This window comes from Zavarzinia aquatilis (genome assembly GCF_003173035.1).
In the GTDB taxonomy this organism is placed as follows: domain Bacteria; phylum Pseudomonadota; class Alphaproteobacteria; order Zavarziniales; family Zavarziniaceae; genus Zavarzinia; species Zavarzinia aquatilis.
The window spans coordinates 11,311-33,471 of the sequence record NZ_QGLE01000010.1 but is presented as its reverse complement, the minus strand read 5'-3'; the positions used below and the strand labels follow the sequence as shown (position 1 = coordinate 33,471).

20 protein-coding genes and 1 tRNA gene are annotated in these 22,161 nt (G+C 67.0%); 18 read left to right on the top strand and 3 right to left on the bottom strand.

Annotated features, from left to right (window positions below):
- Nucleotides 1-157 precede the first annotated feature (157 nt).
- The 9 genes from DKG74_RS15850 to DKG74_RS15810 all read left to right on the top strand — a co-directional run bounded on the left by DKG74_RS15850 (nucleotide 158) and on the right by DKG74_RS15810 (nucleotide 8,852).
- A complete protein-coding gene (locus DKG74_RS15850) occupies nucleotides 158-1,312 on the top strand; it encodes an alkane 1-monooxygenase (RefSeq protein ID WP_109907157.1) in 1,155 nt (384 codons plus the stop codon).
- Nucleotides 1,313-1,333: 21 nt separating this feature from the next.
- Nucleotides 1,334-2,389 carry a 2Fe-2S iron-sulfur cluster-binding protein gene (locus DKG74_RS15845; RefSeq protein WP_109907156.1) on the top strand — a complete coding sequence of 352 codons (1,056 nt, stop codon included), beginning with the start codon at nucleotides 1,334-1,336 and terminating at the stop codon, nucleotides 2,387-2,389.
- 108 nt (nucleotides 2,390-2,497) lie between these two features.
- Nucleotides 2,498-3,124 (top strand): TetR/AcrR family transcriptional regulator, encoded by a 627-nt coding sequence (locus DKG74_RS15840; RefSeq protein WP_109907155.1) that lies wholly within the window; start codon nucleotides 2,498-2,500, stop codon nucleotides 3,122-3,124.
- Between the two features lie 133 nt (nucleotides 3,125-3,257).
- The gene (locus DKG74_RS15835) at nucleotides 3,258-4,298 is read left to right on the top strand and encodes a rod shape-determining protein (protein ID WP_109907154.1); all 1,041 of its coding nucleotides are present in this window, start codon (nucleotides 3,258-3,260) and stop codon (nucleotides 4,296-4,298) included.
- Nucleotides 4,299-4,359: 61 nt separating this feature from the next.
- A complete protein-coding gene (gene mreC, locus DKG74_RS15830; RefSeq protein WP_133251611.1) occupies nucleotides 4,360-5,361 on the top strand; it encodes a rod shape-determining protein MreC in 1,002 nt (333 codons plus the stop codon).
- 9 nt (nucleotides 5,362-5,370) lie between these two features.
- Nucleotides 5,371-5,895 (top strand): rod shape-determining protein MreD, encoded by a 525-nt coding sequence (gene mreD, locus DKG74_RS15825; RefSeq protein WP_109907152.1) that lies wholly within the window; start codon nucleotides 5,371-5,373, stop codon nucleotides 5,893-5,895.
- Nucleotides 5,892-7,787, top strand: a complete 1,896-nt coding sequence (gene mrdA, locus DKG74_RS15820) for a penicillin-binding protein 2 (RefSeq protein WP_341475863.1) — start codon at nucleotides 5,892-5,894, stop codon at nucleotides 7,785-7,787. Before mreD ends, mrdA begins: the two co-directional genes overlap by 4 nt.
- A gap of 74 nt (nucleotides 7,788-7,861) precedes the next feature.
- Nucleotides 7,862-7,937: transfer RNA gene (locus DKG74_RS15815), tRNA-Lys, on the top strand.
- Between the two features lie 204 nt (nucleotides 7,938-8,141).
- Nucleotides 8,142-8,852 carry a class I SAM-dependent methyltransferase gene (locus DKG74_RS15810; protein WP_109907151.1) on the top strand — a complete coding sequence of 237 codons (711 nt, stop codon included), beginning with the start codon at nucleotides 8,142-8,144 and terminating at the stop codon, nucleotides 8,850-8,852.
- Nucleotides 8,853-8,891: 39 nt separating this feature from the next.
- Here the strand turns inward: DKG74_RS15810 and bfr are convergent, their stop codons facing one another.
- Together bfr and DKG74_RS15800 are read right to left on the bottom strand one after the other, a co-directional pair.
- Entirely contained in the window at nucleotides 8,892-9,368 is a 477-nt protein-coding gene (gene bfr, locus DKG74_RS15805; RefSeq protein WP_109907150.1) for a bacterioferritin, read from the bottom strand.
- Nucleotides 9,369-9,495: 127 nt separating this feature from the next.
- Nucleotides 9,496-9,735, bottom strand: coding sequence for a (2Fe-2S)-binding protein (locus tag DKG74_RS15800; RefSeq protein WP_109907149.1), 240 nt, complete (start codon nucleotides 9,733-9,735; stop codon nucleotides 9,496-9,498).
- Nucleotides 9,736-10,343: 608 nt separating this feature from the next.
- Here DKG74_RS15800 and DKG74_RS15795 point away from each other — a divergent pair.
- From DKG74_RS15795 to mepK, 8 genes are all read left to right on the top strand, one after another.
- Entirely contained in the window at nucleotides 10,344-10,775 is a 432-nt protein-coding gene (locus DKG74_RS15795) for an RrF2 family transcriptional regulator (RefSeq protein ID WP_109907148.1), read from the top strand.
- Nucleotides 10,776-10,895: 120 nt separating this feature from the next.
- Nucleotides 10,896-11,960: a sulfate ABC transporter substrate-binding protein gene (locus tag DKG74_RS15790; protein WP_109907147.1), complete on the top strand. Its 1,065-nt coding sequence runs from the start codon at nucleotides 10,896-10,898 to the stop codon at nucleotides 11,958-11,960.
- A gap of 41 nt (nucleotides 11,961-12,001) precedes the next feature.
- On the top strand, nucleotides 12,002-12,874 hold the full coding sequence (gene cysT, locus DKG74_RS15785) for a sulfate ABC transporter permease subunit CysT (RefSeq protein ID WP_109907146.1): 873 nt from the start codon (nucleotides 12,002-12,004) through the stop codon (nucleotides 12,872-12,874).
- A gap of 14 nt (nucleotides 12,875-12,888) precedes the next feature.
- Entirely contained in the window at nucleotides 12,889-13,746 is an 858-nt protein-coding gene (gene cysW, locus DKG74_RS15780; RefSeq protein WP_109907145.1) for a sulfate ABC transporter permease subunit CysW, read from the top strand.
- Between the two features lie 12 nt (nucleotides 13,747-13,758).
- The gene (locus DKG74_RS15775; protein WP_109907144.1) at nucleotides 13,759-14,820 is read left to right on the top strand and encodes a sulfate/molybdate ABC transporter ATP-binding protein; all 1,062 of its coding nucleotides are present in this window, start codon (nucleotides 13,759-13,761) and stop codon (nucleotides 14,818-14,820) included.
- A gap of 48 nt (nucleotides 14,821-14,868) precedes the next feature.
- Entirely contained in the window at nucleotides 14,869-15,771 is a 903-nt protein-coding gene (locus tag DKG74_RS15770) for a heme-dependent oxidative N-demethylase family protein (RefSeq protein WP_109907143.1), read from the top strand.
- Nucleotides 15,772-15,897: 126 nt separating this feature from the next.
- Complete coding sequence (locus DKG74_RS15765) at nucleotides 15,898-17,727, top strand: L,D-transpeptidase family protein (RefSeq protein WP_109907142.1); 1,830 nt, start codon at nucleotides 15,898-15,900, stop codon at nucleotides 17,725-17,727.
- A gap of 298 nt (nucleotides 17,728-18,025) precedes the next feature.
- Complete coding sequence (mepK, locus tag DKG74_RS15760; protein WP_109907141.1) at nucleotides 18,026-18,694, top strand: peptidoglycan L,D-endopeptidase MepK; 669 nt, start codon at nucleotides 18,026-18,028, stop codon at nucleotides 18,692-18,694.
- 125 nt (nucleotides 18,695-18,819) lie between these two features.
- Here the strand turns inward: mepK and DKG74_RS15755 are convergent, their stop codons facing one another.
- Nucleotides 18,820-19,629 (bottom strand): alpha/beta hydrolase family protein, encoded by an 810-nt coding sequence (locus tag DKG74_RS15755; RefSeq protein ID WP_133251610.1) that lies wholly within the window; start codon nucleotides 19,627-19,629, stop codon nucleotides 18,820-18,822.
- Between the two features lie 338 nt (nucleotides 19,630-19,967).
- Between DKG74_RS15755 and DKG74_RS15750 the strand changes: the two genes are divergently transcribed.
- The gene (locus DKG74_RS15750) at nucleotides 19,968-22,139 is read left to right on the top strand and encodes a phosphocholine-specific phospholipase C (protein WP_207779381.1); all 2,172 of its coding nucleotides are present in this window, start codon (nucleotides 19,968-19,970) and stop codon (nucleotides 22,137-22,139) included.
- Nucleotides 22,140-22,161 lie beyond the last annotated feature (22 nt).

The window sequence follows — 22,161 nt, the reverse complement described above, 5'->3', positions numbered from 1 at the left end:
CTCCCTGACTTTCGCCGGTCCGCCTTCGGGTGCGGCCGGCCTTTTTTTGTCCGCAGCACGGGTGCTTGACATTCTAATCCGAGTAAATACTCTGTTTAGAGTAATTACTCGAAACAACGGCGGCGCCCGCGACCGCCCGGGAGAGGGGACAAGACCCATGTTGCGCTACAGCCAGTTCTTCCTGTGCTATCCGGTGCTGGCGGCCGCCACCGCCGGCCTGTTTCTCGGCGGGCCCTATGTCTGGGCCGGCCTTGCCCTGACGCTGCTGCTGGGCGGCGCGGCCGACTATCTGTTCGGCGCCGACACCAGCGAGCCGGAATACCGCCAGACCTGGGTGCTCGACATCCTGCTCTATGGCGTGCTGCCCATGATCGGGTTGATGCTGGTCGGTCTCGCCTGGTTCGTGGCCGGGCCTGAGACCGATCTCCTCGGTCTCGGCGCGCTGTTCGGCGGGCTGACGGGTTACGATGTCCTCGCGGCGCGGGCCGACGCCGGCCCGGTGACCTATGCCGGCGCGGTGATTTCCGTTGGCACCATGCTGGGCGTCGCCGGCATCAACGTCGGCCACGAACTGACCCACCGCACCTGGGATCCGGTGTCGATGGTCTTCGGCCGCTGGATGCTGGCCGCGGCCTATGACGCCAGCTTCGGCATCGAGCATGTCTACGGCCACCACAAGAATATCGCGACCTATGACGATCCCGCGACCTCGCGCCGGGGCGAGACGCTCTATACCTTCGTCTTCCGCTCCGCCTGGGGCCAGTATCGCAACGAATTCCTGCTGGAGCGCGAGCGCCTGTCGCGCCGGGGCCTGCCCTGGCTGCACCCGGCCAACCGCTTCCTGCGTGGCATCGCCATGCAGGCGGGCATCACGGCCGCCTTCCTGCTGGCGACGGGCCCCATCGGTGCCGGCGCCTATGCGGTGGCTGCCTTCATCGGCAAGAGCTGGCTCGAATATGTGAATTATATCGAGCATTACGGCATCGTCCGCGTGCCCGGCACCCTGGTCCGGCCGGACCATTCGTGGAATTCCAACCACGCGGTCTCGTCCAAGATCCTGTTCAACCTGACCCGCCATTCCGACCATCACGCCCATGGCGACAAGCCGTTCTGGGAACTGAAGCCCTATCTGGATGCCCCGACCATGCCCTTCGGCTATGTCGTGATGATCCTGATCGCCTTTGTGCCGCCCCTGTGGTTCCGGGTGATGGAGCCGAAGCTGCGCGACTGGGAAAGCCGCCACGCGACCCCGGCCGAGCGCGCGCTGCTGGCCGGCCCGCGTCGCCGCGAAACCCTGGCCGCGGCCGAGTAAGCGGATAGAGGAGGCGCCGCCATGCTGTCCCGCCTGTTCGGTCGCAAGGCGGCCGCCACCGTCACCATCCCCGTCGCCGGCCGTTGCCTCGAGGCGGAAAGCGGTGCCACCATTCTCGCCACGGCGCTGAAGGCCGGCATCGCCTATCCGTCAAACTGCCGGGTCGGCAGTTGCGGCGAGTGCCGCAGCACGCTGGTCGAGGGCAAGGTGAAGGCGCTGACCGACTTCTCCTACACGCTCTCGGCCGAAGACCTCGCCGCGGGCTGCATTCTCGCCTGTCAGGCGGTGCCGAAGGGGCCGGTGACGGTCGAGCCGGTACTGCCGCTGCGCGATCTTCCCGGCGACGGGCGGGCCGCCGCCGGCCTGCCCGCCCGTATCCTCGAAGTCGTGCCCCTGACCGCCGACATCCGCCGCGTGGTGCTGGAGCTGGACGCGCCGCTGCCCTTCGCCCCCGGGCAATATGCGTCCTGGACCGTGCCCGGCATCGCCGCCGGACGGGCCTATTCCTTCGCCGCCGCGCCCCACCCGGGCGAGACCCGCATCCCCTTCACCATCCGCCATGTCCCGGGCGGCGCCCTGACCGACTGGCTGTTCGCCGCCGACCGCCGGGGCGAGACCGTGCTGCTCGACGGGCCCTTCGGCCAGTTCGGGCTGAAGCCCGGGGCGGGGCCCGCGCTGCTGATCGCTGGTGGCTCGGGCCTCGGTCCGGTGCTGTCCCTGCTCGAAGCCCTGGCGGCGGCGGGGGAGCGGCGGCGCCTGACGGTGCTGTTCGGCGCGCGAACGGCGGCCGATCTCTACGACCTCGACCGGCTGGCGGCGCTGGGCGACCGGCTCGATCTCGCCGTCCGCCCGATCCTCTCGGCCGAGCCGGCGGACAGCGGCTGGCGCGGCGAGCGCGGCCTCGTCACCGAGCCGCTGGCCGCGATCGACCTGCCCGAGACCGCGGCCCTGTGCGGCCCGCCCGCGATGATCGACGCCGCCGTCGCCGTGCTGACAGCGCGCGGCCTGCCCCCGTCGGCGATCAGCTTCGACAAATTCGCCGATGCCCGCGATGGGCTCGAGCGCAGCGCCGCCTGACGAGCCCGCGCGGTTTTCGGCAAAATTGAAGACCGGGCGCCGATTGCCGATTCAAGGAATCGGCAATCGGCTCTAGGGTCGGGGGAAACGCCCTTGAGGATTCGCAGCATGACCTCGGTTCGCGGACCGTCGCGACCCCGCCAGCGCCGTTCGGACGTCACCCGCGACCGGGTGGCCAATGTCGCCCTCGACCTGTTCAACGACCTCGGCTACACGCCGGTCACCACCAATGCCATCGCGGAAGCCTGCGGGATTTCCACGGGCAGTCTCTACTACCACTTTCGCCATCGCGAAGACGTGCTGTGGTATCTGTTCCAGCGGGTCGAGGCGCGGGTGCGGGCGCTGTTCATCGAACCGCCCTTCGCTGAAACGGGCCTTGCCCTGATGCGTCGGCAGCTGGCCGCCATCGCCGAGCTGCTGGGCGAATATCGCTTCTTCTTTCCCGATCAGACCGCGATCCTGCGCCGGGACGAGCGGGTGGCCGAAGCCTTCACCGGGCTGCAGGCCGATGTCGTCGCCGCCATCGCCCGCCAGCTGGACGATTTCCTGCGGCCGGCGCTGCAGGGCGGCCGGCGGGTGGCGCCGGACAGCGCGGAATTGTCCCGCGCGATCTGGCTGATGGTCACGAGCTGGATCACCTATCTCCTGTCCCGGGGCGAGACAGTCGATGCCGCGGCCATCGCCGGGGTGGTGCCGCTGGTGGTCGCCGTGCTCGATCCCTTCATCCCGGCATGACGGCCATGTCCTCTTGACGGAGGCTGGGACGATTCAGCGTTGAGCCGGGACGAATGAGTCTTTAAAGAAGGGCGCAAGCTTGGCGGCGGGCGGTATCGCGACGTGCCCGCCCCTCCACCGGAGTGCACTTTCGATGTTTTCGAAGATGCTCGGCGTTCTGTCCGCCGACATGGCTATTGATCTTGGTACCGCCAACACGCTTGTCTATGTGAAGGGCCGGGGCATCGTCCTCAACGAGCCGTCCGTGGTCGCCATGGTCAACAATCGCGGCAAGAAGCAGGTCCTCGCCGTCGGCGACGAAGCCAAGATGATGCTGGGCCGCACCCCGGGCAACATCGAGGCGATCCGGCCCTTGCGCGATGGCGTCATCGCCGACTTCGAAGTCGCGGAAGAAATGATCAAGCATTTCATCCGCAAGGTTCACAACCGCCGCTCCTTCGCTTCGCCCCAGATCGTCGTCTGCGTGCCCTCGGGCTCGACCGCGGTCGAGCGCCGGGCGATCCAGGAATCGGCGGAAAGCGCAGGCGCCCGCCGCGTCTTCCTGATCGAGGAGCCGATGGCGGCGGCGATCGGCGCCAATCTGCCGGTGACCGAGCCGACGGGCAGCATGGTCGTCGACATCGGCGGCGGCACCACGGAAGTCGCCGTCCTGTCGCTGGGCGGCATCGTCTATTCCCGCTCGGTCCGCGTCGGCGGCGACAAGATGGACGAGGCGATCATCGCCTATATCCGCCGCAACCATAACCTCCTGGTCGGCGAGGCTTCGGCCGAGCGGATCAAGAAGGAAATCGGTTCCGCCTGCCCGCCGGAAGACGGCCACGGCATGACCATGGAAATCAAGGGCCGCGACCTGATGAACGGCGTGCCCAAGGAACTGATCATCAGCCAGCGCCAGATCGCCGAAAGCCTGGCCGAGCCGGTCTCGGCCATCGTCGAGGCGGTGAAGGTCGCGCTTGAGCACACGGCGCCCGAACTCGCCGCGGATATCGTCGACAAGGGCATCGTGCTGACCGGCGGCGGCGCTCTGCTCGGCAATCTCGATCTCGTGCTGCGTCATGCGACCGGCCTGCCGGTCTCGATCGCCGACGATCCGCTGACCTGTGTCGCCAAGGGCACGGGCCGGGCGCTGGAAGAGATGAAGACCTTGCGCCATGTGCTGACGCAGGCTTACTAATTCAGAACGATCCACAGGCTTCTGGGGGGCGACTCGACGCCCCCGGGAAGGGATTTGAGCCGTGCGCCAGCCGCAACTCCGGGTGAACAGCTTCACGGCACCTGCCAAGGTGCTGATGCAGCGATTCGCCTTTCTGGCGCTGCTGCTGCTGTCGGTCGGGCTGGTCATCCTCGGCAAGGTCGATTCCGTGTTGATCGAACGCGGCCGCGCGGTCGTCATCGACGCCATGGCGCCCGTGCTCGAACTCGCGGCGCGGCCGCTGCTGACCGCCAAGGACGGTATCGCCGCCGTCGACAGCTGGTTCAATCTCTATGAAGAGAACCGCGCCCTGCACGAGGAGAACGAGCGCCTGCGCGCCTGGGCCTCGACCGCGCGGCGCCTCGCCATCGAGAACGCGACCTACCGTGAATTGCTGCATGTCCGGCCCGAGCCGCAGGTGCGCTTCGTCACCGCGCGCATCATCGCCGAAGGGGGCGGGCCATTCGTGCGCACCGTCGTCGTCGATGCCGGCACCAATGCCGGGGTCGAGGCCGGACAGGTCGGCATCTCGGGCACCGGCGTCGTCGGCCGGGTGCTGGCGGCGGGCGAGGAATCGTCGCGCCTTTTGCTGCTCACCGACCTGAACAGCCGGGTTCCCGTCGCCCTCGAGGGGGCGCAGGCGCGCGGCGTGCTCGAAGGCGACAATTCGGCCCTGCCGCGGCTGTCCTATCTCGCGGCCGGCATCAAGGTTCATCCGGGCGACCGGGTGGTGACCTCGGGCATCGGCGGCATGTTCCCGCCGGGTCTGCCCGTCGGCGCGGTCGAGACGGTTGCCAATGGCGTCGTCCGGGTGCGGCCGTGGGTGCGTTTCGACAAGCTCGATTTCATCAAGATCGTCGAATACAAGGGCGAGCCGGGGCCGATCCCCGATCCGGCGCCGCCCAGCGGCGCGCCCCTGCCCGCGCTGAACACCCCCGGCGCCGCGGAAGCCCGGCCGGCCGAACTGGCCCCGCCGCCTGCACCACCACCCATCGTCACCTCCACCCCGAAGCCGACCCTGCTGGCGCCGGCCGACGATCGCTAGGCCGCTGCCATGACCGAACCCTGGTCGCGCCGCGCCTTCGCCAGTCTCGTCATGCTGGTGCCGCCCCTCGTCGGCCTCGTCTGCGTGCTGATCGGCGTCGCGCCGTCGGGCATTTCCGGTCTCGACGCCGCCGGGCCGGCGCTCACCCTGATGCTGGTCTATTTCTGGACCATCTTTCAGCCTGCCCTGCTGCCGCCGGCCGCGGTCTTCCTGGTCGGCTTGTTGCAGGATACGTTGTCGGGCGCGCCGATCGGCCTCGGCACGCTGATCCTGCTCGGCGTGCAGCAGTTCGTCGGTCACGAGCGACGGGTGTTCACCGCGCGCACCTTCGGCATCGCCTGGTTCGGCTTCGGCATGGTTGCCTTCCTCGCGACGGCGGCCGGCTGGCTGCTCGGCTCGCTTCACGCCGGGCGCGGCATCGAGTTGCAGCCCTTCGTCATGCAGATGCTGTTTTCCATCACCCTCTATCCGCTGGTCAGCTGGCTGTTCGGGCAGATCGTCCGCGTCCTGAAATCCCTGGAGGAGGCGCGGTGAGCAACGAGAAGAACGACAACCTTCGGGCCAAGATGCTGACCCGGCGTGCCCTGTTCCTGGCCGGCGGGCAGCTCGCCATGCTGGGCGTGCTGGCCGGCCGCATGTACCAGCTGCAGGTGGTCGACGGCGACCGCTACCAGATGCTGGCGGAAGACAACCGCATCAACCTGCGCCTGATCGCGCCGCTGCGCGGCCGCATTCTGGACCGCTTCGGCAACGAACTGGCGACGGGGCGGCAGAATTTCCGCGTCGTGCTGATCCGCGAGCAGTCGGACGATGTCGACGAGACCCTGACCGGGCTGAACGCCATCGTGCCGATCCCCGAGCACCAGCTGCGCCGTGTCCGGCGCGAGATGGGCCGGGTGCGCGCCTTCATGCCGGTCACCGTGCTCGAAAACCTGAGCTGGGAAGAATTCGCCGCGATCAACGTGCACAGCCCGGAATTGCCGGGTATCCAGCCCGACGTGGGTGAAACCCGCTACTACCCCTATGGGCCTGAACTTGCCCATGTCATCGGCTATGTCTCGTCGGTCAGCGACAAGGATCTGGCGGAAGACGCCAACCCGGTGCTGCAGCTGCCCGGCTTCAAGATCGGCAAGAATGGCGTCGAGAAGATTTTCGACGAGAATCTGCGCGGCAAGGCCGGCGCCTCGCAGGTCGAGGTCAATGCCTATGGCCGCATGATCCGCGAGCTGTCGCGCGATGAGGGGCAGGCGGGTGAGGATGTCACCCTCGCGCTCGATCTCGCCCTGCAGCGCTTCGCCTATCAGGCCCTGGGCGAGGAAAGCGGCGCCGCCGTGGTCATGGACGTGCACACGGGCGAAGTGCTCGTGCTGGCCTCGACCCCCGGCTACGACCCGACACCCTTCAACGTCGGCCTGTCCAAGACGGAATGGAACGCGCTGCGCAACAATGTGCGCAATCCGCTGATCAACAAGCCGATCGCCGGCCAGTATCCGCCCGGCTCGACCTTCAAGATGGTGGTCGGCCTCGCCGCGCTCGAGGCCGGGGTGGTCGGCCCCGGTTATACCGTGTTCTGCCCGGGCTCGATGCAGCTCGGCACCCATACTTTCTATTGCTGGAAGAAGGGCGGTCACGGCACGGTCGACGTCCAGGCCGCGCTCGAACAGTCCTGCGACTGTTTCTTCTACGATGTCGCGCGCAAGGTCGGCATCGACCGCCTGTCCGACTTCACCCGCAAGTTCGGCCTTGGCGAGAAGCTGGGCATCGAGCTGCCGGGCGAGAAGCCGGGCCTCATCCCCAACACGGCCTGGAAGGAAAGGGCGCTGAAGAAGCCCTGGCTGCAGGGCGAGACGGTGATCGCCGGCATCGGGCAGGGCTATGTCCTGGCGACACCGCTGCAGCTCGCGACCATGACCGCGCGGCTCGTCAATGGCGGCCGGGCGGTCTCGCCCCGCCTCGCCAAGGCACCGCCCGGCGCGGCCGAGGCAGCCCCGGCGATCGACGTCGACCGGCGCTGGCTGGATCTCATGCTGAAGGGCATGAACCGGGTGATGAACAGTCCGTCCGGCACCGCCTTCCGCTCGCGCATCACCGAACCCGGGATGCAGATCGGCGGCAAGACCGGCACCAGCCAGGTCGTTCGCATCAGCCGGGCCGAACGCCTGTCGGGCGTGCGTCGGCGCGAGCAGGACAAGCCGTGGAACGAGCGTCACCATGCGCTCTTCGTCGGCTATGGTCCGGTCGACAATCCCCGCTATGCCTGCGCCGTGATCATCGAGCATGGCGGCGGCGGCTCGTCGGCCGCGGCGCCCGTCGCCTCCTCGATCCTGCGCGAGGCCATGCGTCTCGATCCGCTGGCGCGCACGGCGCAAGCGCCCGCGGAGCCGGTGTCCGGCACCGCCGCGCCGGGCCGCAAGGAGCCGGGCTGAATTTTTTTTTGCAATGAACCCTCGACAAGGGCGCGGATGCTTAGTATAAGGCCGGCCTCGCGTCGATGACGTCGGGGCCGTTAGCTCAGTTGGTAGAGCGGGTGACTCTTAATCACTAGGTCAAAGGTTCGAATCCTTTACGGCCCACCAGGTTTACCCAGCCCTGCGAGTTCTTGGATTTCGGGAGATTCCATGAACTCGCGGGGCTTTCTCTTTTTTCCGGGCATGAAGCGGGACATTGATCCCGCACGGGAATTCGTATTCCATGGCGGGCGGAGTGGGCTCGATGACTGTCGGTGCACTCGGGTGCGGTCATGTCCCCGGGCGCGGGGCATCGTGTGAGTCGGACGTTCGATGAATTCTTCCTGGAGCCGCGCGCAGGTGGAAGACCTGCTGCAAACGGAACCCTTCGGTTATCAGCGCATCGAACTGCCTTTCGGTCTTGCCACGCCGGGCGACGACCGGCGCCCGACGGCGGATCGCATCTTTCCAGCCGACATGACGGGCAAGAGCGTGCTCGATCTCGGCTGCAACTCCGGTTACTTCTGCTTCGAGGCGCTGCGGCGGGGCGCGGTCCGCGTCGTCGGCGTCGACCACAGCGCGACGGCGATCAGGGGCGCGCGCAAGCTGGCGGAATGCCTGGGGGTCGAGGCGGATTTTCAGGTCCGTGACTGGAACAGCGATCCGCTGACCGAGCGGTTCGATTATGTGCTCTGCCTCAATGTGCTGCACCATCTCGACAATCCGCTGCTCGTCCTCGACCAGCTGATCGCGGCGACTCGGGAAAAGCTGGTGATGGAGATGGCCGGCCTCGGCTTTCATACCGTGCGCCGGCGCCTGTCCATGCTGCCGCTGTTCACCGTGCTGTTCTCGCGCAGTCCCGTCATTTACGTCGGGCGGGAGAAGAAGCCGGTGGCGGGCCGCGACCGGCCGAAGGTGAAATATTACATCACCGAAGCGGCCATGAAGAATCTGCTGCTGCGCCGGCAGGACGATTTCGCCCGGATCGAGCACGGCAAATCCCAGTTCAAGGGCCGCTATCTGGTGATCGGCCACCGCGGCTGAGGCCGACTTCGACCTTCAGCCGCGACGCGAATCGTCGTTTCAGCTCGGCTCGCCGATCTGGGTCTGCAGGAAATTCTGCAGGCCGACCTTCTCGATCAGCTCGATCTGGGTTTCGAGATAGTCGATGTGTTCCTCGGTATCGTCGAGGATTTCGCGCAAGAGGGTGCGCGAGACATAGTCCTGCGCCGCTTCGCAGGCTTCGATGCCCTTCAGCAGCACCGCGTGGCCCCGCTTCTCCACGACGAGGTCGGCGGCGAGACCCTCGGGCACGGTCTCGCCGATGCCCAGCTTGTGCAGGTCTTGCAGGTTGGGCAGGCCCTCGAGCAGCAGGACGCGCTTGATCAGCTTGTCCGCGTGCTTCATCTCTTCGATGGATTCCTTGTATTCGTGCTTGGCCAGCCGCTCGAAGCCCCAGTTTTCGTAAATGCGGGCGTGCAGGAAATACTGGTTCACCGCCGTCAGTTCGTTGGTCAGAACTTCATTCAGGAATTTTATGACGTTCCGGTCGCCCTTCATGATCTCTCTCCTTGGTTTATTGCGACCGCTTCGCACAATCTCATGCAAATGCGCCGCTCCATGGCGAAAGTATTACATCGCCAGTGAGCCGCTTCAATAAAGTCTGAAGCAGAGAGAGGGCGCGGGCCTATTCCGCGGCGAGCAGGTAGTGCGCCGGGGCGGCGTGAACGTGATCGTGGCAGGGCGCGGGGCCCTTGGCGTCCAGGTGGCGGCAGGCGGTGATCAGGCCGCGCATTTCCCCGACGCATTTGCCGCACTGGGCCTTGCAGTCCAACTCCCGGAAGATGGCGCCAGGCGAACGGGCGCCGTCGGCGATGGCCTGATCCACAGCGCGGCGGTTGAGTCCGTTGCAGTTGCAGACATACATGATCGGGCGCCCGTTCGAATCCTGTCCAAAAGACGATTGCCAAGCCGAGAGATCAGTGCCGCGCCGCAGTTGAGAAGCGCTTGCACTTGCATATAGCGTGAGTTCGGCGCATTGTCGAGGAATATGCGATTGGTTCTCAATCGCGACGGTCGAATATCTCGCCGCCGAGCGGGGCGGGGAAGGCGACCGGCGACTCGGGGATGTGGTGACATGTTCATTTGGCAATCCGGTTCGACTCTTGGTTCTCTCTCTGCCTTGTTGCGGCAGGTCGAACGCCTGATGGGGGGCGAGGGCGCGGGTGATTCGGCGCCCGGTCGCAAGCGGGAAGCCGAACGGCGGTCGCGGCTGGGGGGACTTGAGGTCGTTATAAAACAGGACAAATAGTGTAATTAAATTCTATTCTCGACATTTGGCCCGAGAAATGAAAATATCCCTGTAGATATTTGGTTATCTACAGGTTGAATTGTGCAAAATAGTCAGGCCATCGCGGCCGCCCGTCTGGAAAATCTGGCCGGCCTTCTTGCCTTCACCGGGGCCAGTGCCTTCGTGCTGATGCTGGTCTTCGGTCTCTATTGACCGCAGGCGCGCCGCTGCCTTAGGTGGCGGTCATGATTTCGCAAAAGGCCAAATACGCCTTCAAGGCCCTGCTGATCCTCGCTGCCCGGAGCGGCGAGACCGTGGCGATCGAAGATGTCGCCGCAGACAGTGGTGTGCCCCGCAAATTCCTGGAACATATCCTGCTGGACCTGAAGGGCGCCGGCTTCATCGCCAGCCGGCGCGGCCGCGCCGGCGGCTACATCATGGCCCGGGCCGCCGACAGTGTGACCATCGGCGCCGTGCTGCGGGTCATCGACGGGCCGGTGGCGCCCCTGCCCTGTCTGTCCCAGCATCACTACCGTCCTTGCGACGATTGCGGCGACGAAGCCGCCTGCGGCGTCCGGCGCCTGTTCGCCCGCGCCTATGGCGCCATGGTTCAGGTGCTCGACGAAACCACGCTGGCGGATGCCGGGGAGGGGGAGGCGCTGCGCGCCCTCATTTAATCATTATTGTAGTGTAGTATAAATAATTCTCCACAAACTGTGTTTGACAAACACGATGAAATCAGTCGTGATTTGTGCATTGATATGGCACAACAGTCCCCGCGAGGGGTGGAGGGCATCATGGTCGATACGCATCAGGGGAACCGGCACCCGCAAGGCCGGTCGCTGGCCGGGGCGATCCGCCGCCTCGCATCGGTGCTCACGCTCGGGGCCGCCGTGGCGACGGCGCCCCTGCTGGCGGCACGGGCGGATACGACGCTGCTCAACGTCTCCTATGACCCGACGCGCGAACTCTACAAGGAATTCAACGAAGCCTTCGTCGCCCATTACAAGGCGGAAACCGGCGAGACCCTGACCATTCAGGCCTCGCATGGCGGCTCGGGCAAGCAGGCCCGCTCGGTCATCGACGGTCTCGAGGCCGATGTGGTGACCCTCGCCCTCGCCAGCGACATCGACGCCATCGCCGACAAGGGCCTGATCGCGCCCGACTGGCAGAAGCGCCTCGCCGACAACAGCTCGCCCTATACCTCGACCATCGTCTTCCTGGTGCGGAAGGGCAATCCGAAGGGCATCAAGGACTGGAGTGACCTGGTCGCCGACGGCGTCGAGGTGATCACGCCCAACCCGAAGACCTCGGGCGGCGCGCGCTGGAACTATCTGGCGGCCTGGGCCTATGCCCTGAAGCACAATGGCGGTGACGAGGCCAAGGCGAAGGAGTTCGTCGGCCAGCTCTATACCCATGTCCCGGTGCTCGACACCGGCGCGCGCGGCTCGACCACGACCTTCGTCCAGCGCGGTATCGGCGATGTCCTGCTGGCCTGGGAAAACGAGGCCTTCCTCGCCCTGAAGGAACTCGGCCCCGGCGAATTCGAGATCGTCGTGCCCTCGCTCTCGATCCTGGCCGAGCCGCCGGTGACCGTGGTCGACAAGGTGGTCGACAAGCGCGGCACCCGCAAGCAGGCGGAAGCCTATCTGAACTACCTCTATTCCAAGGAAGGTCAGGAGCTGGCGGCCAAGTGGTTCTATCGCCCGCGTGACCCCGAGGTCGCGGCCAAGTATAAGGATGTCTTCCCGAAGGTCGAACTGGTGACCATCGACGATGCGGCCTTCGGCGGCTGGCGCAAGGCGCAGGCCACGCATTTCGGCGACGGCGGCATCTTCGACCAGATCTACAAGCCGAAGTAAGGACAGGGCGTGCCGATGATCCGCAACCGCGAGCCTACTGCATGAGCTGGTCCACGGCCCGGTTGCGGCAGCCGAGCGTCATTCCGGGTTTCCGGCTGACGCTCGGCTTCTCGCTTGCCTATCTGTTCCTGATCGTCCTCATTCCGCTTGGCGCCCTCCTGCTGAAGGCGGGCGAACTCGGCATCGGCGGCATTCTCGACATCGCCGTCGACCGCCGGGTGCTGGCGGCGTTGAAACTGTCCTTCGGCGCTTCCCTGGTCGCGGCGCTGATCAACGGCGTCTTCGGCCTGATGCTGGCGTGGGTGCTGGTGCGTTACCGCTTTCCCGGCAAGAAGATCGTCGATGCCATCGTCGACCTGCCCTTCGCCCTGCCGACGGCGGTCGCCGGCATCACGCTCGCCACGCTCTATGCCAAGAACGGCTGGGTCGGGTCGCTGTTCGGGCCGCAGACCTGGGTCGGCTCGCTGTTCGGCCCCAAGGGCCTGATGATCGCCTATACGCCGCTCGGCGTCATCATGGCGCTGACCTTCGTCGGCCTGCCCTTCGTCGTCCGCACCGTGCAGCCGGTGCTGGCCGATTTCGATGCCGAGACCGAGGAGGCGGCGGCCAGCCTCGGCGCCTCGCGCCTCTCGACCTTCATCCGGGTGATCTTTCCCGCCCTGCTGCCGGCGCTGACCACCGGCTTCGCCCTCGCCTTCGCGCGGGCGGTCGGGGAATATGGCTCGGTGATCTTCATCGCCGGCAATATCCCGATGGTTTCGGAAATCGCGCCGCTGCTCATCGTCACCAAGCTCGAGGAATATAATTACGCCGGCGCGGCGGCCATCGCGGTCGTGATGCTGGCGATTTCCTTCGTGCTGCTGCTCGTCATCAACCTGCTCCAGCGCTGGAACCAGGCGCGGATGCGGGCCTGACCCGGAAAGACCCCATGGACGGCGCCCCCCGCAGCAATGACGCGACCACCGAAGGCCCTTTCCTGCGCTTCGGCCTGTCGGGCATCGCCCTGCTCTATCTCGCCCTGTTCCTCGTCCTGCCGCTGGTCGCGGTCTTCGTCGAGGCCTTCGCCAAGGGCTTCGGCCCCTTCCTCGCCGCGATTACCGAGCCCGACGCCCTCTCTGCCGTGAAGCTCACCCTGATCGTCGCGGCGATCTCGGTGCCGATGAATCTCGTCTTCGGCGTCGCCGCCGCCTGGGCCATCGCGAAATATGAATTCTGGGGCAAGAGCTTCCTGATCACCCTGATCGACCTGCCGTTCTCGGTCTCGCCGGTGATCTCGGGCCTTGTCTATGTCCTGCTGTTCGGGGCGCAGGGGCTGCTCGGACCCTGGCTGCAGGAGCACGACATCAAGATCATCTTCGCCGTGCCGGGCATCGTGCTCGCCACCATCTTCGTCACCTTCCCCTTCATCGCGCGCGAGCTGATCCCGCTGATGCAGGAACAGGGCACGTCGGAGGAGGAGGCGGCGCTGTCGCTCGGCGCGTCGGGCTGGCAGACCTTCTGGCGCGTCACCCTGCCCAACATCCGCTGGGGCCTGCTTTACGGCGTCCTCCTGTGCAATGCCCGGGCGATGGGGGAATTCGGCGCGGTCTCGGTCGTCTCCGGCCATGTGCGCGGCCTGACCAACACCATGCCGCTGCATGTCGAGATCCTCTACAACGAGTATAATTTCACCGCGTCCTTCGCGGTCGCGTCCCTGCTCGCGCTGCTCGCGCTCGTCACGCTCGTCCTCAAGAGCGTGCTCGAATGGCGTTACGGCGACGAGATCGCGGCTTCGGCGCGCCACTGATCGGCAGGCTTCATGGGTATCGACATCAAATCGGTGAACAAGCGCTTCGGCGGGTTCGAGGCGCTGCGCGACGTCAATCTCTCGGTCGCGCCCGGGGAATTCCTCGCCCTGCTCGGCCCCTCGGGTTCGGGCAAGACGACCTTGCTGCGCATCATCGCCGGCCTCGAATTCGCCGACGAGGGGCAGGTGCTGTTCGATGGCCATGACGTCTCGGAGCGCTCGGTGCGCGACCGTCACGTCGGCTTCGTGTTCCAGCACTATGCCCTGTTCAAGCATATCACCGTCGCCAAGAACATCGCCTTCGGCCTCGAGGTCCGGCCCCGGGCGAGCCGCCCGTCGCGCCAGGACATCGACGAGCGGGTGCAGCGCCTGCTGCAGCTGGTGCAGCTGCCTGGCCTTGGCGGGCGCTATCCGTCGCAGCTTTCGGGCGGGCAGCGCCAGCGCGTCGCGCTCGCCCGGGCGCTTGCCATCGAGCCCAAGGTGCTGCTGCTCGACGAGCCCTTCGGCGCGCTCGACGCCAAGGTGCGCAAGGAATTGCGCCGCTGGCTGCGCAAGCTGCACGACGAGATGGGCATCACCACCGTCTTCGTCACCCACGATCAGGAAGAGGCGCTGGAAATCGCCGACCGCGTCGTCGTCATGAGCAAGGGCGTGATCGAACAGGTCGGCCCGGCGCAGGAAGTCTACGACCAGCCGGCGACGCCCTTTGTCTACGACTTCCTCGGCAATACCAACCGGTTGCCCGCCTCGGTGCGGGGCGGCGTCGCCAATGTCGCCGGGCTGCTGGTGCCGGCGGCGGAAGTGCCCGACGGCCCGGGCATCGCCTTCGTCCGGCCCCATGAATTCGATCTTCGGCCTTCCGGCACCTATGGCGGGATCGAGGGGACGATCGCCCATGTCTTCGCCAATGGTCCCATCCTGCGCATCGAGGTGAATGTGCCGGCGGTCCATGTCGCCGTCGACCTGCAGGTCGAGGTCGAGGCCATGCGCCAGGGGGTGGACGGATTGTCGCTGACCCGGGGGGCGAGGGTTGCGCTGGCGCCCCGAAATATACGAGTGTTTCCCGATCGTTGAGCGCGGCGCGCCGGAGGTTGCGGCGGCCGCCTGCGGGAGTGCTGCGTCGTGATCCCCTATGTGCCCTTTTCTGCCGGCCCCTATCGCATCCAGATGGGGCTCTCCAATCTCGACCTCGCCGAATGGATCCAGATCGACGATCGCCATGACGTCGAGATGGCGGAAAAATACCGTTTGCTGTCCGGCAATCACGCCGCCGTCTTCGGCGCCCAGCCGGGGACGGAGCGCATGGGGGCCGAGGTTCTCGCCCTGCTCGTCGAACATCTGCCCCGCCGTTATCCCGAGCGTTTCGCGGTCGAGGGGGACGACGAGGTGCTGGTCGACCGTATCGCCGGCCTCCGCCACGACCTGCGCGACGCCGCGCTGCATCCGCTCGACCGGGCGGGGCGCCTCGTGCAGGAAGACCTCGCGCTGATGGCCTCGGCCGGCGAGGGCGAGCCTTATCGCCTCGTCGGGGCCTCGCTGTGCTTTCCCTCGCGCTGGGCGCTCGCCGACAAGCTGGGCCAGCCGCTCGAGGGCATCCACGGCCCGGTGCCTTTCTACAAGGACAAGCTGGCGGCGCCGATGGATCGCTTCTTTCCCCTGCTGAAGGAAGACCGGCCGGTGGTGCGCACCAACTGGTCGCTGCATGACGATCCCGCCCTGTTCCAGCCCGCGGGCCATGGCGACCGGCCGGCGGTGCCGCCGATCACCGCCGCCGATGTCGGCCAGCGCCTGCACCTGCGCTCGGAACGGCAGACCCTGCGCCGGCTGCCGGTGACGCAGGCCATCCTGTTCACCATAAGGACCTATCAGTGCCCGGTGGCCGAGGTCGCGGCCGAGCCGGCGAATGCCGCCCTGCTGGCCGACGCCCTCGCCGCCATGCCGCCGGAAACCCTGGCCTACAAGGGCATGACCCATCACGCCGCGACCCTGATCGCCTATCTGAAAGCGGCCGCGGCGGCGGCCTGAGCCTGTGGTTCGCCGGCCACATCGGCGGGTGCATGGGCGGTCTGTGACCGCCGTTACTTGCATTGTTCGATGGATGTTCCAGAATGGGCCCGCGCCAGGGGGATGGCGCGGGAACAGGTGTAGTCCATGCGATCCGTCGGTGAATTTTCCACTCTTGCCCTCTGCCTCGGCCTCGCGGTCGCCGCGCCGCTGGCCGCCGCACGGGCGCAGGAAGGCACGACCGGCCCGCTGATCCTGACGCCGTCGCCGGCGGTCACCGCCGCCATCACGCCCCCTGTCCCCGCCGCCCCGGCCGCCGATCCGGCCACCACGGTGGCGCCGCCGGCCGCCGACACGGACGAACCGCGCACCACCGGCATCGACGACGATCCGGTGCCGCCCGCGCCCGTCGCGGCGCCGGTCGTGGCTGCCCCGGTGCTGCCCGCCGGCACCTCGCTCGAGACCGCTTTCGGTTTCGATGCCGCCCGCCTTGGCCCGACCGCCATCGCCCGCGTCGATGTGGAGCGGTTCTATGCCGCTGCCGGCCTGTCGCCGCTGTGGACCGCCAACGGCCGTCTGGCCGCCCAGGTGCCCGCGCTGACCGCGATCATCGCCGATGCCGGGGCCGAGGGGCTGGACGTCGCCGCCTTCCCGCTGGCGACGCTCGCCGCGCTGCAGGCCGAAGGCGCGGCCGGCACCTTCGAGGTGCTGTTCACCGATACGCTGATCCGCTATGCCGCCGAGAGGGCGGGTGCCCGCCTCGCTTCCGTGCGCCTGCCGGTCGACATGCGCGAATTGGGGGCGCCGGTCGATGGTCCCGCGCTCGCCGCCGCCATCGTCGCCTCGGCCGATCCGGTCGCCGCCCTGCAGGCCGTGGGGCCGCAGGACGCGGGCTATCTCGCGCTCAAGAAACTCCTCGCCGATTACCGCGCCATCGCCGCCGCCGGGGGCTGGGCCGCCGTGCCCGCCGACGGGGCGAAGATCGAGCCCGGCGCCTATGACAGCCGCATCCCGGCGATCCGCGCCCGCCTGTCGGCGACCGATGGCGCCGCGACGGAGAGCGCGCATCCCAACCATTACGACGCCGCCCTCGAAGCCGCGGTGAAGCGGTTCCAGACCCGCCACGGCCTGAAGAGCGACGGCGTCATCGGCAAGCTCACCCTCGAGCACATGGGCAAGCCGGTCGAATACCGCATCCGCCAGATCCTGGTGAACATGGAGCGCAAGCGCCAGCGGCTGGACGATCTCGGCCCCAACCGGATCATCGTCAACATTCCCGAATTCACCCTGCGCTACTGGGAAGACGGTGTCATCGCCTTCGAGACCCCGGTCGTCATCGGCCGGCAGGAGCGCAAGACGCCGCTGCTGCAGAGCAAGGTCACCAATGTCGTCCTCAATCCGCCGTGGAGCGTGCCGGCCCGCAACGCCGGCGAGGACATCGTGCGCAAGCAGATCAACGACCCGAACTATCTGACCGATCACGGCTATACCGTCTATTTCAACGGCGAGGCGGTCGATCCGACGACCATCGACTGGACCCAGGTGCCGCGCAGCCGCTCCATCCCCTACCGCCTGCGTCAGGCGCCGGGCGATGGCAATTCGCTGGGCCGGCTGAAGATCAACTTCAAGAACGATTACGCCGTCTATCTGCACGACACGCCGGACAAGCATCTGTTCGCCCGCGATTATCGCGCCCTGTCGTCGGGCTGCGTGCGGGTGCGCGATCCGCTGGCGCTGGGCGCCCGGCTGCTGCGCGACGTCCCCGGCTGGAGCCGGGAGCGCATGGACACCACCCTCGCCAGCTCGACCACCACCCTCTATGTCACGGTGAAGCACGACATCGGTGTGCGTCTGACCTATGTCACCGCTTGGGTCGACGCCGACGGTACGGTAGAGTTCCGCCAGGACCTCTATGGCATCGATTCCCGAATCGACAAGGGCCTCGGCCGGCCGGTGATGCTGGCCAGCGGCCTCTAGGCCCGGCAGGTCCGGCGGCGCGGCTCGCGACGGTCTCGCCGCCGAGATGGCCTCCCCTGAATGGGTGTGGCGGAAATGCCCCGCATGGGGAGAAAATTCGCATCCAAAACGAAGACGAGTTGACCGTATCGGGGTTGCAACATGACCCGGCGTGAGTAATCTCATGCCGTCAGCGCATGGCTGCGTTGATTCGAGCAGGGTATACCAAGGCGTCGGGCAAGACGCTGGAACCTAAGGGCAATCCGGCTGCGGGCAGGAGCAAACGTGCTTCGCGGTGGCGTAACGAAGGGTGCGAGAGATGGCGTTCGAGCGACTGTTCCGCCGCGTGGGTGCGACTGCGTTTAACTCCCCGGCCTCCTCGATCGTCCCTAGCCCCGACCATAATCCCGACATCACGACCAGCCGCCGTTCCTTCCTCGGCGCCGGTCTCGGTCTTGCCGCCGCCGTGGTCGCCACGGGCGCGGCGATGAAGCCGGCCGAAGTCCTCGCCGCCGTCGGCGGTCCCCGCCGCCTGTCGCTGCGCAACATGAACACGGGCGAGAATTTCAGCAGCGTCTACTGGCGCGACGGCTATTACGTCCAGGACTCGCTGCAGAAGCTGAACATCCTGCTGCGCGATCACCGGGCCAACGAAGTGCATCGCATCGACCCGCAGCTGTTCGACCTGCTGACCGCCATGGGCCAGCGCATGAGCCTCGGCGGCTCGGAAATCCAGATCGTCTCCGCCTATCGCGCGCCCCGCACCAATGCGATGCGCGCCGCCGAAAGCCGGGGCGTCGCGCAGAATTCCTTCCACATCCAGGGCATGGCCCTCGACATCCGCCTGCCGGGCCGCGACCTGAAGGGCATCTACAACACCGCCGTCTCCATGGGTGAAGGCGGTGTCGGCTTCTACCGCCGCTCGGGCTTCGTCCATGTCGACACCGGCCCGGTGCGCACCTGGGGCGCCAAGAAGACCCGCGCCTGACGATCCCGCCAGCCTGCGCTGGAGTGTAACGGGGCCTTCGCGGCCCCGTTTCGATTCCTGCATCCGGCGGGGGCCGGAAGAGGGCTGGATGAAGACCGCCTCATCGCGCCGGATGCGGTGCGCATTCAGGTCGATCCTGTTCCTCGCCAGCGATCCGCCGTGAGGCCGGCGACCGCTCCCGATCCCAGCACGAAATCGGCCGCCTGCATGAACAGGGGCGGCGGGGCGCGCACATGTTCGCCCGGCATTTCGTCGAACAGGTTGGCGATGCCGGTCGTATCGAGCAGGCGGCGCGCCGCCTCCATGCCGCCGGCCCGCGCGTCCGATTCGTCGGCGCCGCGCAGCAGGGCGAAGCGATAGCCGCGAAACGCCAGCACCGACAGGCCATCGCCATCGCGCCAGCCGCAGCGGCTGCCCATCACGATGGCGCCGCAATAGGCGGCAGGACTGGCCAGCGACAGCGCCCAGGCGAGATCGCCGCCCAGCGAGAAGCCGGCAAGGCCGACCCGCTCGGGGTCGAGGCCGAAGCGCCCGCTCTGCGCCGCGACCATGGCCGCCACCCGGTCGCGCCATTCGTCGACCGTGGCGGCGAAACGCTCCCCGCTGGCGTAATCGGCGGATGAGGAGGAGCCGGGCGGCAGCAGGGCGACGAAGCCCCCGCGCGTGGCATGGGCCTCGGCGTAATAGCGGTAGAGATCGGGGGCGGTGCCGTCGGTCGCCGGCAGGAACACGACGGTCGGCCAGGGGCCGCCGGTCTCGTGCCCGGGGGGCAGTACCACGCGGCTGCCGTCGTCCTGCAGCAGGCCGAAATCGCGCCGCCGCGTGACCATGGCCGGCGGCGGCGCGGTGGCGCAGGCGGCAAGGCCGAGGGCGCAGCCGCCCGCCAGCAGGGCGCGCCGCGACAGGGCGGGGGAAAATCCGACACGACCGGGCATTTCGGCCTCTGGTGAATCGCAGGGCTTCATCATGCCCGACACCGCGCCGTCTGGCCAGATGCGGTGCCGGCCCCTGTCCTGAACGGCAGGGTTGTGGCACGGCCTTCGGCTTCGGGCGCTGTCTCTAATATTTCCAAAAAGCGCGGTCGTTCTGAAATCCCCCTGCAATCAAGGGCGACCACCATCCGCCGCGCCAGGACGGGCCCCGCGACGGGGTTTCCGCGGCGCAAACGCAATCGGCGCTCGATTTCGGCGCAAACAACGACGACGGCCGGGGGGCAATTCCGGCCGCGAGGCCGGCCTGCGTCCAGTTGCGTAACGAGAAGGGATACGAAATCGTGACCGACAGTAACAGGCGAGATTTCATGAAGGGGGTCGGCGCCATCGCCGGCATGGCGTCCGCGATGTCCGCCTTCCCGGCCGTCATCCGCGAGGCGCTGGCGATTCCCGCCAACAACGCGACCAAGTCCATCATGGACGTCGAGCATGTGGTCATCCTGATGCAGGAAAACCGCTCGTTCGACAATTACTTCGGCACCATGCCGGGCGTGCGCGGCTTCGGCGATCGCTTCGGCATTCCGCTGCCGGGTGGCCGCAACGTGTTCCAGCAGTCGAACGGAACCCGTATCGTTACGCCGTATCACCTCGACCAGAGCATCGGCAACGCCCAGCGCGTCAGTGGCACGCCGCACAGCTGGCCCAACGCCCAGGATGCCTGGGACAATGGCCGCATGGACCAGTGGCCGCGCTACAAGCGCGACTGGTCGATGGGCCACTACGAGGAAGCCGAACTGGACTTCCAGTATGCCCTCGCCAATGCCTTCACGGTCTGCGATTCCTACCACTGCGCCATTCACGCCGGCACCAACCCGAACCGCCTGTTCCTGTGGACCGGCACCAATGGCCCGACCGGCGCCGGTGTCGCCGAAGTCCTGAACGAATGGGACGATCTCGGTCCGTCCACCGAAGGCTTCACCTGGAAGACCTATCCCGAACGCCTGCAGGAAGCGGGTGTGACCTGGAAGGTCTACCAGAACATGCCGGACAACTACACCGACAACTCGCTGCACGGCTTCCGTACCTTCCGCAAGGCGAACGAGGACGTCGGCAACAATTCGGACGGCTCGCCCTATATCCCCTATCGGGTGAACCACGAGAGCCGCAATCCGCTCTACAAGGGCTGCGGCAACACCATGCCGAAGGGCGGCCTGCTCGAGGAATTCGCCGCCGATGTCAAGGCCGGCCGCCTGCCGCAGGTAACCTGGATCGTCGCGCCCCAGACCTATAGCGAGCACCCCGGTCCGTCCAGCCCGGTGCAGGGGGCCTGGTACATCCAGGAGGCGCTGAACGCCCTCGTCGCCTATCCGGATGTCTGGAGCAAGACCGTCTTCATCGTCAACTTCGACGAAAACGACGGCTTCTTCGACCACGCGCCGCCGCCCTGCCTGTTCTCGATGAACGCTGACGGCACCCCGGCCGGCGCGACCACGATCAAGGCGAGCGAACTCGGCGTCGAGCGTTTCATCCATCCGAAACCCGAAGGCACCAGCGGCCAGCCGGCGCCGGACGGCCGCGTCTATGGCCCCGGCCCGCGCGTGCCCTGCTACATCGTCTCGCCGTGGAGCAAGGGCGGCTGGGTGAATTCGGAAATGTTCGACCACACCTCGGTCCTGCGTTTCCTCGAAGCCCGCTTCGGTGTCGCCGAAACCAATATCAGCTCCTATCGCCGGGCCTTCGTCGGCGATCTGACCTCGACCTTCAACTTCCTGACGCCGAACGCGGAAATCCCGGCCCTGCCGCAACGTTCCAAGATCGCCGCGGACGCCATCCGCGCCGAGCAGGAACAGCGCGCCCAGGTGCCAATCCCGGCCGAGGGCGAGCAGACGATCCCGGTCCAGCCGGCCGGCATCCGCCTGTCGCGCGCGCTGCCCTATGAACTCGATGTCGACGCCAAGACCGACGCGACCACGGTTCGCCTGCGCTTCCGCAACACGGGCGCGGTCGGTGCCGTGTTCCACGTCTACGACAAGCTGCATCTCGATCGCGTGCCGCGCCGTTATTCGGTCGAGGCGGGCAAGCATCTGGCCGGCGAATGGAATATCGCCGCCGACGCCGGCAAATACGATCTCTGGGTTCTCGGTCCCAACGGGTTCCATCGCCACTATGTCGGTGACGTGAACGAGGCGGGGAAACCGGGCCGGGCGATCCCGGAGGTCGATCTCAGCTACGATGTCGCGCGTCAGCGCCTGACCATCGCCCTGTCGAACACGGGCACGCGCAGCTGCCTGCTCAAGGTCCGCGCCAACGCTTATGAGACCTTCTCGGTCAACCAGCGGCTGGAGCCGGGTCAGAAGGTGGTGCTGCGGCGCGAGCTGAAGGACCAGGATAACTGGTACGATTACACCGTGATCGACCACGACGAAGTCGGCTTCACCCGCCGCTTCGCCGGCCGCATGGAAACGGGCGCCGACGGCGTGTCCGACCCTGCCTTCGGGATGCTGCCGGTCTGATCCGGCGGTAACGACAAGCGTG